The organism is Algibacter sp. AS12 (assembly GCF_046736315.1).
GTDB classification, from domain to species: domain Bacteria; phylum Bacteroidota; class Bacteroidia; order Flavobacteriales; family Flavobacteriaceae; genus Algibacter_B; species Algibacter_B amylolyticus.
On sequence record NZ_CP151841.1, the window covers coordinates 3,528,013 to 3,542,676 of the forward strand.

Here is a 14,664-nt window from a genome sequence, read left to right on the forward strand (position 1 = left end):
AATCCAAAGTCTCTCTATTCAATGTTCGGCCCTTCACAAAAACATAGGTGGGATTTTTGAGCGAAGACAACTTAACAATCGGGTTTTCATTCATAATAATATATTAGCAATTTTGCCTTCTGTAATAGTCCCAAGTTGATTCATTCTTGAATGCGTTTTAGAAGTGTTTACAGTAGCTGTTTTTGGAACTTCATAGTTAGAAAGGCTAGCTTCTTTATAAAAGGCCAGTTCTTTATGAATAGAAAACCCTGGAAGCGTAACTCCAATTATTAAATGGACTAATGCAGCGTCCTGAGCTTGAGCAGTGCATAAAAGAACGTAAGTTGAACCTATCTCATAGGATGTATCTGTTTAGGGTTTTTGCTAAAATCTATACCCTATTCGCAGGTGCATATTTAATTCTATTTCACTTTTGTTCTTTAAATAACCAGCGCGTTTAGCAAATGTGTAACTAAATCCTGCACCAAGACCTGCTTCATAATTAAAGTGTTTACTTAAATTTCGCCTAATTCCCCAAGTGGGTATAATGGAGAAATCACTTACTACAGGAGCATTGTCTGTATTAAATAAGACGAACCAATCTGGATGATAACCCATTTTTAAAGCAATAAAATTGCCACTATTTCCATCAATTGGTTTTGAGTTCTCTGATCGTTTTTTGAGGTTGTAATAGAATCTTGGCTCCACAACTATAACAGGTGTTAGTAGAAATGGTGAATCATAATCATCGTAGAAAGTAGTTTCCCAAATACCAAAATCAAAACCAAGCTCTGTTCTCAGTGCTACGTTATTTGATAGTTTTACTTCATTATATGCCCAGATTCCTAAAACTCCAGTTTGTAATCCGAATGTTGATTTTTCTACACTTGTGTTTTGAGCTTTGGCGATTAGAGTTAGTCCGCATAAAATTACGGTCATTAAAGTTTTTTTCATGATAATATTTATTTTAGATATAATTGAACTTATAAATATGATTTATGTCCAATTTTTTCTCATTACCCAGAACTTCCTGTTTATGAAACGTAGTGTATAAATACACACTATATTTCACTTTAGTTCAGAGCTAAATTTTTATATTTTGTCAATAGATAAATTCGCTATATATTAAAGTTTATAACCAGCTAAACGCTAACCCTACATTAAAAAGGACTGCATCTCTGTGTGCATCCCCATCTAAAGACGCACGACCAATAACTAATTTAGACTGAACATTAAGCGCAAAGTTTTTCTTTTTGTAAATTTCGTAACCTGTACTTGCCATAACAGCACAACCAAAGTTCCAATCGTCATTTACATCGTCTTTGATATCGTATAGTGCAGGAGAATCTATTGCTAAACCAATTCCGCCATGAATCCACCAACGGTCTTTTACCCAATATTGTACAGATGGAATAAACGCTCCAAAATTTCTGTCATTATCCTGAAATTCGTATATAATTCCTGGTAGAGAGGCAGTAACAGCAAGTCTTTCGTTCAACATATAGCCAAACTTTAAATCTGGAAATACAAAGGTTCCCTGAGATTTGTCGAACGTTTGAATACCTTCACTATCTTCTAAACTGATTAGACCTCCACCTACTGAAAATTCAATAATAAAGCCATCTCGCTGTGTTGAGGTTTCTGAATTTGTGTTTTGAGCGTATGTCATACTTGATACTAATGCAAAGGCTACGCAAGCCATTTTTGATAAGATTTGTTTTTTGATTGTTTTCATTTTAATTGATTTCATAATTGTTCGTTTTTTGATTGTTTTGATTAATGATTTCTATTTTTATTTAAATGGTATTTTTTTATTTTGAATATGCGATTAATTCCTCCACATATCGAAAATCACCTTGATGTTGAGTGAGTTTTATGAAATTTTTTACAGATGGCGCATATAACCAAACTTCTGTTTCATTTGCACTATATCCTCTGGAATTGGTAGTTTTACCCGTATATTTTATTGTATAGGCCATAAATGTTCCGGCTTCCACTGTTTCTTCCTGGTAGGATAGCACTATGGCATCCTGACTTTGATTTCCTGTAGTTCCGTCCTGACTAGTCCAATTGTTTTCATACTTCCACGTTTTACCTACTTCTAGAGGCCAGTCATACTTTGGTGTTTCGCTTATTTCTGGTTTAACAATGTCAGTAACTGGAATTGTATCCTTACCGATTGTCATACTTAACACTCCGTTTGCACTGATTATTTCTCTTGTGTCTGTTCCATCTGAGCGAACTTCTCCTTCAGTAGTCACACCTTTGTATTTCCAGACCCATTTCTCACCAACTGTATAATTAGATAAGGTTGGTTGTTGGGTTATACTAGATTTAGTTTTGTCATTACAGGCGCTAAGGATTACCAGAGCAAATAGTATAATAAATTGATTTTTCATTTTAATTGATTTTATAATTATTCGTTTTTTTGATTGATGTTTTCTATTTTAATTAAAAGTTAAGAAGCATTTCAAGAAATTTTGTTTTCGCTAATTTTCCAACAGCGTAATTTATTACGCTTCTTTACTTAAAGATGATTTATTATAAATAACTGGCATTTGTTCTTTCCATTTTTCCCATATACCGTCATTACTTACTAGATTTGCCATAAAATGCCCAACATTTATTCTACTTGTTTTACCTGCATTAAAAATTGCACTTCTTATTGGAGAAGGATAAATTTTATAGTCTGATACTTTATCATCATTAATTAAACCATCTGGTCTCACTACTACCCATTCAATTTGTTTATTATTTTGTCCTATTTGGGTTCGTAAATAATCGGCTGCTTTTTCATTGTCTACATGAGGTGGTAATACTAAGCGAAGTAAACCGACGACACATTTTTCAGCAAATGAAATTGTTTCGTTTAAGTCACTATTACGATTTCCTGTAGTGTTCATTAAAACAAACTTTGTTGGACTTTGAGCATTGTTTGATTTTATGGCATCACATAAGCGTTTCGTAGCATCTGTTACTAATCTTCTTGGTTTCCCATATACACCTTTCCATGTTAAATTGTGACCAAGACAAGATACTACAGCATTGCAACCACTTGTAATAGCACTCATTTCTGTATTGCTTAACTCTAATATACTTGCAGAGATAATTTGTAAGTTTTCATTAGTTTTCCACGATTCTGGTATTTTTTCTGGCGATCTTACAATCACTTTAACCTCGTATTCTTTCATTAAAAGTTGTTCTACTAACTTGCTACCTGTGGCACCACTGGCACCGACGACTAATACTGTCATTTTATTGTTGCTTTTTGACTATTCTATAAATTCTTTTATTAATAATTTCTGATAAGTTCCAATTATACAGTTTCGGATCTGTTGTGCTGTAGAATGCAATTATTACAGTATCATTATTCTTATAATATTTTGCAAAACTTTGGTAACCAGGAACCCAGCCCGAATGTTCATACTCATAAATTGAGGAATATATGTCTTGCTCACCTTCGTTAAATAAGGATCCATTGTTTAAAGCTCTAAGAAAAACACCAACATCTTCTGCTGTGGCATGCATACCATAATCATTTTCCTTTATATCATACGGATATCCAATATGATAGCCACTCATTACATTATCTATGTTTACTTCATTGAGCGAACTGAATGTGTTTTTTAGACCTAAAGGATTTAAAATTTCTTTTTGAATGAATTGAAAATTGTTAAAACCTAATTCATCATCCATTATTTTATTAATTAAAAGATAATTGGTATTGCAATATTCGTAGTCCTTACCAGGGGCAAAATTGGCAGGCTTGCCTTGGATCAATGCTAGGTTTTCTTCATAGGTTTTTATTGGATCTTCCCAGAATTTAGGAGTGTCAGTAAAATTAGGAATGCCACTTCTATGCTGAATCATTTGCCTTAAAGTGATTTTATCTGCATTTTCGATGTCTCCAATAATATCAGGCAAATACTCAGCTAAAGTTTTATCTAAAGAAAGTCGTCCTTGACTTACCAATTTAGTTACAGCAACTGCATCGTATAGTTTGCTAATACTGGCTATTTTGAACATGGCATTAGGTTTGGCAGGTATTTTATTTTCTCGATTATGCCAGCCAGAAGCATAATATTGAGGTTGTTGATCTGCTTGGTCGACGTAGACAATCATGCCGTCAAATCCATGTCCAATAGCTTCATCTAATTGTTCTTGAACCGTATTGGGTAATGGAAGTATCCAAGCCTTAACCAAAAGCCATGGTACGAAGAACATTGATGTAATAGTTCCTACTAGTAATATAATTCTAATCATTAGTTTGGTTTGTTTTTTGTTCATTGGTTTTTAGTTTAATTTGATTCGATAGGTTTAGAAGTAATATTGACTTCTTTTTTATGAGAAGGAAACTTCCATTTTAATCCAAACAATGGTCTCAACAAATTAATTCTTCTAAGAATAAATTCATATAACAAAAAACAGACAATAAACGTAAATAGAGTGATTCCTATAAACGCTAGTATAGGATGAAGGTTTAAAGGCAGAATAAATAATGCACCTGCATATAAAACGAACATGTGAATAATATAAATAGGATAGACAGCTGAACTTAAATAGCTGAGTAGTGCACTTGGTCTATTAAGGTAACTATAGCCTATTCCAAATAAACCCAATATCCAAGTATTAGATTCTATAGTGGTGATATACATATTTGATATGGACTCATATCCTGTAAACCGAATAACAAATAAAACAGATGCTATCCCTATATATAACCATTTCCATTTAGAAACGGTTAGCCAGAATGCTTTACCGCTATACACAAAAAGAAAACCAAAAAAGAAAGCAAGAAGCCCTATAAAAAAACCATGCCAAGTTTTAGCGTAAAGTTCAAATAGCTGAGGTTTAACAAAATCTATTTCTATCATAAAAAATACGGATATAGATAATGGTCCTAAAGCATAGGTCATGACTTTTGAAATGGCTTTCTTAAATTTTCCATTTTCATTATTCTTCAAATAGTAAAAAACAGGTGACAACACTAAGACATAGACAAAAATGTTTCCTAAAAACCATAAATGTCCCATATGCGGAAAATAACTTAATGGCATATTATAGTACTTCTGAAAAATTAAAAAATGTAACGGAGTGATGGCTAAAATGCCGAAAAAAAAGGGTAAAAGAATTCGTTTACCGCGATCTAAGAATAATTGCTTCCATTTTCTTTTTTTCATTGCAAAATATAAGCCCATTCCCGACACAAAAAACAGCATAGGTATCCGCCAAACATTGAGCATCGTCATCGGTTTCCAAAGTCCTTCTAAAGCGTCTTCACTTCTTATAAAACCTATGAACATGGCCCAAGGTTGAAATATAATAGCTATATGATAAATTAGTAATAAACCTATAGCAATGACTCTTAGCCAATCAATATCGTATCTTCTTTCTGTTGTCATCTTGTTTTATGTTTATTGAAGCATCATAGCTACAATAGGACGTGCTTTTTGTAATTCATTAAGATCTAATGTAAATCCCATTGGTTGCAATTGCTGAATTAGCATTTCATAGATAGGTTTCATTTGAGCAAAATCTACCATTGCTGTTTCCCTTGGTGTAGCTCCATAATTATTACGAACCATTTTATCAGCTTTTGCATCTATAAGTAATTGTACAATTTCTATTCGCCCGAAGAATGCTGCAGTGTGTAAAGCTGTTCCACCATCATTATTTTTTAGAGACAAATCTGCATTTCCATTGATCAATGCTTTCGCGATTTCAGGTTTATTAAAAGTGGCAGCTGACATTAAAGGTGTAGATCCAGACATGGCCTCTTTTTGATTAATATCAGTCCCAGCTTCAATATGTTGCTTAACGGCTTCCAAATTTCCTGTAAGTACAGCACCATGAATATCTATACTTGGTTTGTCTACTGTTTTGGTTGCATTCGCCGAATCACTTGAACTTGATTCTTTGTTAGATTGTGCGCATGAACTTGTTAATAAAAGTGCAAAGAATAACAGCTGAATTGTTATTCTAATTGAAGTAATTTTAAGTGTTTTCATAATTTAAATTTATAATTATTAATAACTTAATTTTTGTTTCTACAAAGATGCGATACTAACTTAGTTCGTTAATAATCCGCATGAAGCCTATTGTGTCAAGTTTGGTGAGAGTTTGAAAATTATGACGCAGGAGTATAAATTATGACGCAAACAATCATTTTTTGATAAAAAACTTTCAACTATAAGCGACATAGTGTTTAAATAAAAATTTCTACTTTTGGAACAGTACAAAGCAATATGTCTAACATCTCACATCAAGGTAAATTTATAGAGCAAGCTCAGTCGCTTATTTTAGAGAATATCTCTAATGAGCAATTTGGGGTTTCAGAATTGGCAGACCTTATGAATATGAGCCGATCAAATTTGTTGCGGAAGATTAAGAAACAAACACAAGGTAGTGCAAGTCAATTTATTCGTGAAGTCCGACTTCAAAAAGGGATGACTATGTTAAAAGAAACGGAACTTACTGTTTCTGAAATTTCTTACGAGGTTGGCTTTAGTAATAATTCTTATTTTATTAAATGCTTTAGAGACTATTACGGATACTCTCCAGGCGAAGCAAGAAAAAAAATAGTTGAACAAACAGAATTTGAACAAGAAGGGGTAGATGTAGATGAAGATACCCAAAACACAGACGCTATTGAAGTTGCTAAAAAGGGGTTTTCCCAACAGTATCGCATTCAAATATTATTAGCAATTGTACTTGTTTTAGTGATAGCAGCATTCTTATTTTATCCAAAAAAAGAAATACCGAACGCTTCTAAAGAGGATAATAACCGAAAGAAATCTATAGCAGTGTTACCGTTTAAGAATATGAGTAGTGATTCCGATAACCTGTATTTTGTGAACGGACTTATGGAGTCGACATTAAACAATCTACAAAAGATAGAAGATATCCGAGTAATAAGTAGGACTTCTGTAGAAAAATATAGAGATACAGATAAGACAATAACAGAAATCGGAGAAGAACTCGACGTCAATTACTTGATTGAGGGTAGTGGACAACGGATTGCTGATCAGGTTTTGCTGAATATTCAATTGATTGATGCGTCAAATGATACACCTATATGGGCAGAACAGTACAACCATAAAACGGAAGACATTTTTTCTGTACAAAATAAAGTTGCCAAAAAAATTGCAGAAGCCATCGAAGCAACAGTAACACCAGCGGAACTACAACAAATAGATAAAAAACCAACAGAAAACGTATTAGCTTATGATTATTATTTAAAAGGACTTGAAGCCTTACAAACAAAGACGAAAGAGGGTTTGAAAGCTGCTATTAATTTATTTGAAAAAGCGATAGAACAAGACTCGGAATTTGCACTCGCATATGCTAAGATTGCAATTTGTTACTATTACTTAGATGTAAATAAAATTGAAAAGAAATATTTAGACAAATTAAATGAATATGCAGACAACTCCTTGCTGTATGATTCTACTTCTGAATTGTCTCTGATTGCAAAAGCGCTGTATTATATAAACGCAAACGAATTTAGGTTAGCGATACCCTACTTGGAAAAAGCACTAAATTATAACCCAAATGCTTCTTCTGTAGTACTAATTTTATCTGATTTATATGCTCAAGCTGTTCCAGATGCACATAAATACCTTACTTATGCATTAAAAGGAATTAAATTAAATATTGAAGCTAACGATAGTATATCTAAAAGCTTTATCTATTTAAACTTGAGTAATGCATTAGTGCAAAATGGGTTTGCAAAAGAAGCCTCAAAGTACATTGAAGAATCTTTGAAATATAACCCCAGAAATCAATATACTACCTACTTGAAAAATTTTATAGATTATGCTAATAACAAAGATTTAAATTCCTTAAGAAAAAAAATGCTCATAGAGTGGCAAAAAGATACTACTCGCGCTGATATCACTCAAGAATTAGCCAAAACGTATTATTTTCAGGAGGATTACGAAAACGCATTGGTTTATTATGAGAAATATATTAGTATACTTTCTACTAATAAAATTGACCTATATCCAGCAGAGAACCTAAAAATTGCTTACACCTTTAAGAGAATGGGTTTTTCTCATAATGCTGAAAAATATATAAATAAATATAAAGACTATTTGGAAAAAGATGAGTCAATTTATAGCGAGGCAAGTTTAGCTATGCTTTATCTTTATAAAAATATGCCAGATAAAGCTATAGAAGCTTACGATAAATTTAGTTCACAAGATGGTTTCCAATATTGGATTTTATTGTTTCTTGAGGAAGATCCACTTATGAAATCCTTGAGAAGTCACCCGGAATATGAGGAAGTGATTCAAAAAATTAAAGATAGATTTTGGGTAAATCATAATCAGTTAAAAAAATCATTAAAGACAAAAGCACTTATATAATCGTTTTGATTTAAGATAACGTTTAGAGCGACTATACTTATGACTATTTTTAATCTTCAAAATAGCAACAGGATGATTTTGTAGCGACTTTTAGTTATATAACTAAAATGTATTATTATTATTATTATTATTATTTGAAAAAATTCAACAAAAAGCTATAAAAAGAAAATATTACACCTCAATATTTCAGAAGTACTGTGATTAGGAGATTTTTAGATATTGTATCGAAAAGTATTAAATATAACTGCTTCATAACTAAATCATTTTACCAGAATGCCATAAATATGAGGGATTTAATTTACTATCTACATGTAAAATAATGTTCTCTTTTTTGTAACTTAAGCTTAGTTTAAAGCTTTTAATGTGGTTTCGTGAAAGAGTGGGTGATTTGTGCCTCATGGTAATTGAAATATTTTTCTTATATTTGATGTAGTTACTTAATTTATAGGTAATTAAAATCTTCCTTTTAAAAAAGACAATAGCAACTTTTTTTATTACCCAATAAGTATGGGATATATTATGGTTTTAAATGAAGCCATAAAAGGTGTATTGTATAACTAAAACAACCAAAAAGTAATACGCTTCTAAAATAGAAAGGTTAATAGCTGCAAGAAAATCAAACGCATCTTTAAATTTTATTATAAAGACATGAGGACATTTCAAAATGAGTGGTCATTTTGCCTCATTGTTGAATGTGAAATTTGATGTTAGTGATTAATATCTAGTGAAATTAAAACAATTAGTTTAACATTTAAAAGCAAACCAATGGCATTATTATTTTTAGGAAGTACTGATACTTTAAGATATCCAAGCGATCGAAAAAAATTTCTTCAGCCTTATCACAAGGATGGTTTATTAGTTGGAAAAGTTACATTTAGAGATGATGACCGTACCACATGGAGATCGTTTAGGAAAGAAGAAGGTAGTGAAGTTGAAAAACTACAGCAATTTCTTATGAATTCTGGGTTTTTAACGAGTAGAATGAACATTGGTATATTTGATTATGCAACGCAGTCGGCAGTTCGTTTATTTCAAGAATATGTAAGAACTATTGATGAGGATGGTGATAAATCTGTGGTGCCCGATGGATTTGTTGGTAGTGGCACTATGAAGCATGTTAATCGATGGATTGCTCAAAACAAAATTTGTAGTTGGGGGCCGTTGTCTTCACCTTCTCAAGAATATAAAGATTGGTTTAAATTGTTGGAAAAAGCGAAAACATTTTATGCATCTAATCCTGGACCTATTTTAAATCATGTAAATAATCTTAATAAAACATATTCAACACGAAAAGTAGAGGATTGGAAATTTAAACAAGATGAAATTCATTTAATAGGAATTCGTCGCAATCAGGATAAGGCAGTACACAATCGCGAAAATGATGATATTTTTATATTATTAGTTAACGGTCAGGTATTTAAATTCTGGGGTTCTACAGATCCAAGTGCTCGAATGGCAGGTCGAAAAGACGAACCTTTTTTAGTAGAAGGGCAACATGATTATCGATTTGGCTGGCATAAAATCTGGAAAGAATCAAAAATCTATAAAGCAGGAAAACCTAATATTGCTACTGGTGTTTTAGTTTTACGAGACTGGGATAATGATAATTCTCTGTCGCCTAAAGATCTTGATATAACAGATAATAATGGTAAAGCCTTAGGCATACATGTAAATAATTCAATTAACATTCATTGGTCTGGTATGGGGAACACTAATTTCTCGGCAGGTTGTCAAGTAATTTCTGGTAAAAGTTATATAAATAACCATAATCAGGTTATTGATTGCTCAAAGTTTGCATCCAGAAGTTATGGCGATTTAACTACATCTGCTAAGAAAACCAAAGGCGCTTATAATATGCTTGCAGATATGGTTATCTGTTATACAAAACCAGGCCTTAATAGTTTTTTGTATACTTTAGGGCGTGAAGAGTCTTTAGATATTGATTCTGGTTTTGGGGCAAATTATGCAAAAAACGCTCTAGATAAAATGACAGGGGTTTAAAGCTAGAATTCTAAAATATCATCGGTATTGTAATTATTACACGAGTTTAGTTTTGGAAAACGAGAGGTCTGGCAAGGCCTCTCTTTTTATTTAAGTAAACAACCTTAATCTAATTTAACATGTTACCGGTCGAAATTATTTATTAATGCGTTTGTTTTCCATTTCCTTTATAAATAATCTAAGCAAAAAATGTAAAGATTTGTTTATATCATTTTTAAGTTAATTTATTTAAAAGAAGAACTGAGTGTTCAGTTTTTTTTTTTTTTTTTTTCTACAAAAAAAAGTGTTAATAGCACGAATAAGCCCATGGAATTAAAAGGTTACATAAAATATTTAAAACCTTATTACACACTTGTTCATCAAGAAACCTTAACCCATTAAGAAACATACATTAAGTTTATCAATTGGGTTTCTGGAGAATTCGATTTATATCTTCAGGAAAAAACTGAAGGTTTAAAAATTTACTATCCTAATGGCTATTTTAATATTAAAAATATAGCTAATAGTGGGCAAGAAATAAAACTTCAAATTAATATATTGAGCAGGTCTAAAGAGATATGCTACAAAATAAACAAACAGCTACAATCTATTTTTAATCAAATAATTCAAATTTATAATAACCAATCTATAAAATAGTAAATTATGAATCCTAGTAACCAACCTATATCCGAACCAAAAAATAAAACCTTAGTTCCAATTTTAATTATAGCGGGTCTATTTTTCATATTTGGTTTTGTAACCTGGATAAATGGTGCTTTAATTCCGTTTATGAAAACTATAAGCGAGTTAACATCTGCGCAATCGCTTTTAGTGGCATCGGCTTCATATATTTCATTTGTAGTTATGGCTTTGCCCGCGTCTTATATTTTAGAGAAAACAGGTTATAGAAAAGGAATGTCTTTAGGATTATTTATTATGGGTTTAGGAGCGTTAGTTTTTATACCTGCTGCCGAGGCTAGAACATATTGGATGTTTTTAGGTGGTATTTTTATACAAGGAGCTGGAATGACACTTTTACAAACAGCATCCAATCCTTATATTACTATTTTGGGTCCTATAGAAAGCGCAGCTAAACGTATTTCTATTATGGGAATAGCTAACAAGGTAGCTGGTGCATTAGGATCACTTATTTTTGGTGCGTTATTATTGTCGGGAATCGACGAGATTAACGAGCAGTTAAAAACCGTTTCGAGTACCGAAAAAGCACAATTGTTAAATACTATGGCAGATAGTGTTGTTATGCCTTATATTACTATGGCTATTGTTTTATTTGTATTAGCCTTATTAATTTTAAAAGCTCCATTACCACACGTTGAGCCAGAACCAATTGAAGAAACAGCAAATGGAACGACTACCAAAACTAGTATTTTTCAGTTTCCGCATTTATGGTTAGGTGTGTTAACCTTATTTATGTATGTAGGTGTCGAGGTTATTGCAGGCGATACAATTATAGCTTATGGTATTTCTTTGGGAATTCCGGCAGCAGACGCTAAATTTTTCACAACATTTACATTAATGGCTATGGTGGCTACGTATGCGCTAGGGGCTATTTTAATACCAAAATATATTAGTCAAACTCAGGCCTTAAAATTTAGTGCACTAATAGGTATTATTTTTTCATTTTGCATTGTTTTTACAACAGGTTTTACCTCGGTATTATTTGTGGCAGCCTTAGGTATTGCCAATGCTTTAGTTTGGCCAGCAGTATGGCCTTTAACATTAAACGGTCTTGGTAAATTTACCAAAACGGCATCGGCACTATTAATTATGGCTATTTCTGGGGGTGCTATAATTCCACCTCTATATGGGCAACTAGTGGATGGAAATAAAGCGACGTATTTAGCCGAAGGCATGAATGAAGCATTGTCAACAGCAACTGCATCAACAAAGGGATACTGGATTTTGTTACCTTGCTATATAATAATTTTATATTACGCTATTTCAGGCCATAAATTAGGATTAAAAAAAGATATGTAATATTCTGTTTTTTGATAAACAAATGGCTCTTTTTATTAACACATAAGTAAATTTCAACAAAACTTAAACTACTTTTGTTCAAGTTAGAAGTTGTAAATCCCTATCAGAAAAATAAATTAGCATTGTATTTGGAGACGTACACCTTCCGTAAATAAATTCTAAATTATAATATGGTGTTAAGACTCTTTTCTTTAGTTGCAATATTTTTGTTAGCTATTTCTTGTGGTAGCGATGACGATTTACAAGAAAATCAAGGTATTAATAGTTTTTATAGTAATACTTACAAATCAGCTTCAGAAACAGATTTGTATGGTATTTGGGCTATTTTTAATATTGAATATCAAGGCATTGTTGCAGATGTACCACTTAACTATCAAGATTGCGGTAGAGATTTCTTTATTTTTTCAGAGAATAAAACATATACCGAATATGTATTTGAAAATAGTGGCTGTGATTATTTTTTAAATGTGCTTAACTGGGAGTTAGCAAATGGTATAATTAATTTATCTAATAATTTTAATCAAAATGATGAGCTAGTTATAACAAAATTAGACAAAAATCAATTAGTATTTAAAAGTAGGTTTGATATTGATGAGGATGGCGAATTAGATGTCATAACAATTTACGCTAAACCTTATAAACCAAATGAAATTGATGTTATTTCGAATACCTTTTATAGAAATAATGAGCCAGAGTTTGAAAACTTAATAAGTTATAAATGGGATGCCTATACAGGTTTTAACGAGTTTGATCGCTACGAGATTTATAGAAGTGAAGGCGATAATTGTTCCAAAGGAAATACCACACTTATTAAAACTATAACAGAAGTTAATGAAACTGAATTTATAGACTTAAATCCGCCAAAATCGGCAAAAAGACTTTGTTATTTTCTTAAAGTTTATACCAACCAAGGTTTATTAGGAGAAAGTTATCTTAATGATTTTGCTACAGAATATATTAGACCGTCGCCAGTAAATCTTTACGAGCCTACTGTAAACTCCAATCAAATTTCTTTTAATTGGAGTAAAAGTGAAGATCCTTACTTTTCACATTACGAAATAGCGTTTTCAAATTATGGTGGAGGTACTGGTTCTGGTCAACAGGAATATACCGTTGCTATCTTGAATGATATAGAGGCCACGTCTTTTATTGATGAAAATCCGCCTTACCTAGAAAATCCATTTTACGTGCTCTATGTGCATAATATTTTTGGTAATAAAACCAGTTTTGTTAATAATGAAGTTACTACGTTTTGGGAGGTAAACTATAAACGACAAGAAATTATAGATATAAAAGCTATAGAGAGTTATGCCATAGATAACAACGAGCCCATAGTTTATTTTTACGGTAAGGAGCGCGGGCAAGAAACAATTTATAACATTCATCGTTTTAATTATGAAACTAAGCAAACCGTAGCTGTTTCCAATTATACCCCAAATTTTTCAACAGGAATACCTATAAAATCAATACGTACAAGCTATGGTAAAGAACTTTTTATAGAGCAAGCATCAGAGTTATATGTTTATGATGCGGCTACCCTGGAATATAAATATGCTTTAAAACCCAATATATTAGGTGTCCATGATTTTATATACACCAATAATGGCTATTGGTTATTTATAACTAATAATGAGGTTTATACATTTACTAGAGATAATGCCAATTTAACCTTAGTAGATACTAAGCCACATTTTACAAACCATCAGGGTAGTTTTTATTATAAATGTTTTGGTTTAAATAATAACAAAATAATTGTTGGTCATAATAATGAAGTGAATAGTTATGTATTTGATATAGATGTAAATGGCGTATTATCCTTTAGTCAAATTGTGCCAATACCAATTTTGAATAATTGGGAATCAAAAAGCGAATATAACGCTGCAAGTCAATACATAATCAATTTTAAAGAAAACAGGTTATATTCAACTAGTTCTTTTGCCTTCCTAGAATCTTTCGAAGAACCTTATTTTACTTCAGGTTTAAGCATTGATGGAACAATTATTTTCGGAACCAATAACGATCCTAATTGGCAAGTCAACTCAGAAAGTATTCATAAAAAAGAAGCCTTACAACTTAATAGAAATACGCGTTTAGTAACCAAAACCCCAACAATTGGTTATCCTTTATTTGTTTTTGAAAACTACAAAGGCGATGTAATGAGCATTTCCAGTGGTTTAAAAAAAGAAAGGTTAACTGATAATATAAATGATAAAGCTGATATTTTTATCGAGGGTATTAAATAGAATTAAGTTAAACATAAGTGTCTTTTTTGTAGGTAAAAACTGTTTATGTTTAAAAAAAAGTAAAAATAAATCGATAAAATGATTGTTTTTAACGATTA

Annotated in this window: 11 protein-coding genes; 4 read left to right on the forward strand and 7 right to left on the reverse strand. The window is 31.7% G+C overall.

Annotated elements, in window-relative coordinates:
* Positions 1-363 precede the first annotated feature (363 nt).
* From AAFN75_RS14420 to AAFN75_RS14450, 7 genes are all read right to left on the reverse strand, one after another.
* A complete protein-coding gene (locus tag AAFN75_RS14420) occupies positions 364-933 on the reverse strand; it encodes a hypothetical protein (protein WP_411806991.1) in 570 nt (189 codons plus the stop codon).
* 178 nt (positions 934-1,111) lie between these two features.
* Positions 1,112-1,729, reverse strand: a complete 618-nt coding sequence (locus AAFN75_RS14425; RefSeq protein ID WP_411806992.1) for a hypothetical protein — start codon at positions 1,727-1,729, stop codon at positions 1,112-1,114.
* 61 nt (positions 1,730-1,790) lie between these two features.
* A complete protein-coding gene (locus tag AAFN75_RS14430) occupies positions 1,791-2,165 on the reverse strand; it encodes a hypothetical protein (RefSeq protein ID WP_411806993.1) in 375 nt (124 codons plus the stop codon).
* A 327-nt stretch (positions 2,166-2,492) separates the two neighbouring features.
* A complete protein-coding gene (locus AAFN75_RS14435) occupies positions 2,493-3,233 on the reverse strand; it encodes an NAD(P)-dependent oxidoreductase (RefSeq protein ID WP_411806994.1) in 741 nt (246 codons plus the stop codon).
* A gap of 1 nt (position 3,234) precedes the next feature.
* Positions 3,235-4,266, reverse strand: coding sequence for a serine hydrolase domain-containing protein (locus AAFN75_RS14440; RefSeq protein ID WP_411806995.1), 1,032 nt, complete (start codon positions 4,264-4,266; stop codon positions 3,235-3,237).
* Between the two features lie 11 nt (positions 4,267-4,277).
* The gene (locus AAFN75_RS14445) at positions 4,278-5,381 is read right to left on the reverse strand and encodes an acyltransferase family protein (RefSeq protein WP_411806996.1); all 1,104 of its coding nucleotides are present in this window, start codon (positions 5,379-5,381) and stop codon (positions 4,278-4,280) included.
* A gap of 12 nt (positions 5,382-5,393) precedes the next feature.
* On the reverse strand, positions 5,394-5,987 hold the full coding sequence (locus AAFN75_RS14450) for an ankyrin repeat domain-containing protein (RefSeq protein WP_411806997.1): 594 nt from the start codon (positions 5,985-5,987) through the stop codon (positions 5,394-5,396).
* Positions 5,988-6,224: 237 nt separating this feature from the next.
* Here AAFN75_RS14450 and AAFN75_RS14455 point away from each other — a divergent pair, with 237 nt between their 5' ends.
* The 4 genes from AAFN75_RS14455 (at position 6,225) to AAFN75_RS14470 (ending at position 14,566) form a co-directional block, all read left to right on the forward strand.
* Positions 6,225-8,345: a helix-turn-helix domain-containing protein gene (locus AAFN75_RS14455; protein ID WP_411806999.1), complete on the forward strand. Its 2,121-nt coding sequence runs from the start codon at positions 6,225-6,227 to the stop codon at positions 8,343-8,345.
* A 765-nt stretch (positions 8,346-9,110) separates the two neighbouring features.
* Positions 9,111-10,346, forward strand: a complete 1,236-nt coding sequence (locus AAFN75_RS14460) for a peptidoglycan-binding domain-containing protein (protein ID WP_411807000.1) — start codon at positions 9,111-9,113, stop codon at positions 10,344-10,346.
* Positions 10,347-10,988: 642 nt separating this feature from the next.
* Complete coding sequence (locus AAFN75_RS14465) at positions 10,989-12,323, forward strand: sugar MFS transporter (RefSeq protein WP_411807001.1); 1,335 nt, start codon at positions 10,989-10,991, stop codon at positions 12,321-12,323.
* Positions 12,324-12,493: 170 nt separating this feature from the next.
* On the forward strand, positions 12,494-14,566 hold the full coding sequence (locus AAFN75_RS14470; RefSeq protein WP_411807002.1) for a lipocalin family protein: 2,073 nt from the start codon (positions 12,494-12,496) through the stop codon (positions 14,564-14,566).
* Positions 14,567-14,664 lie beyond the last annotated feature (98 nt).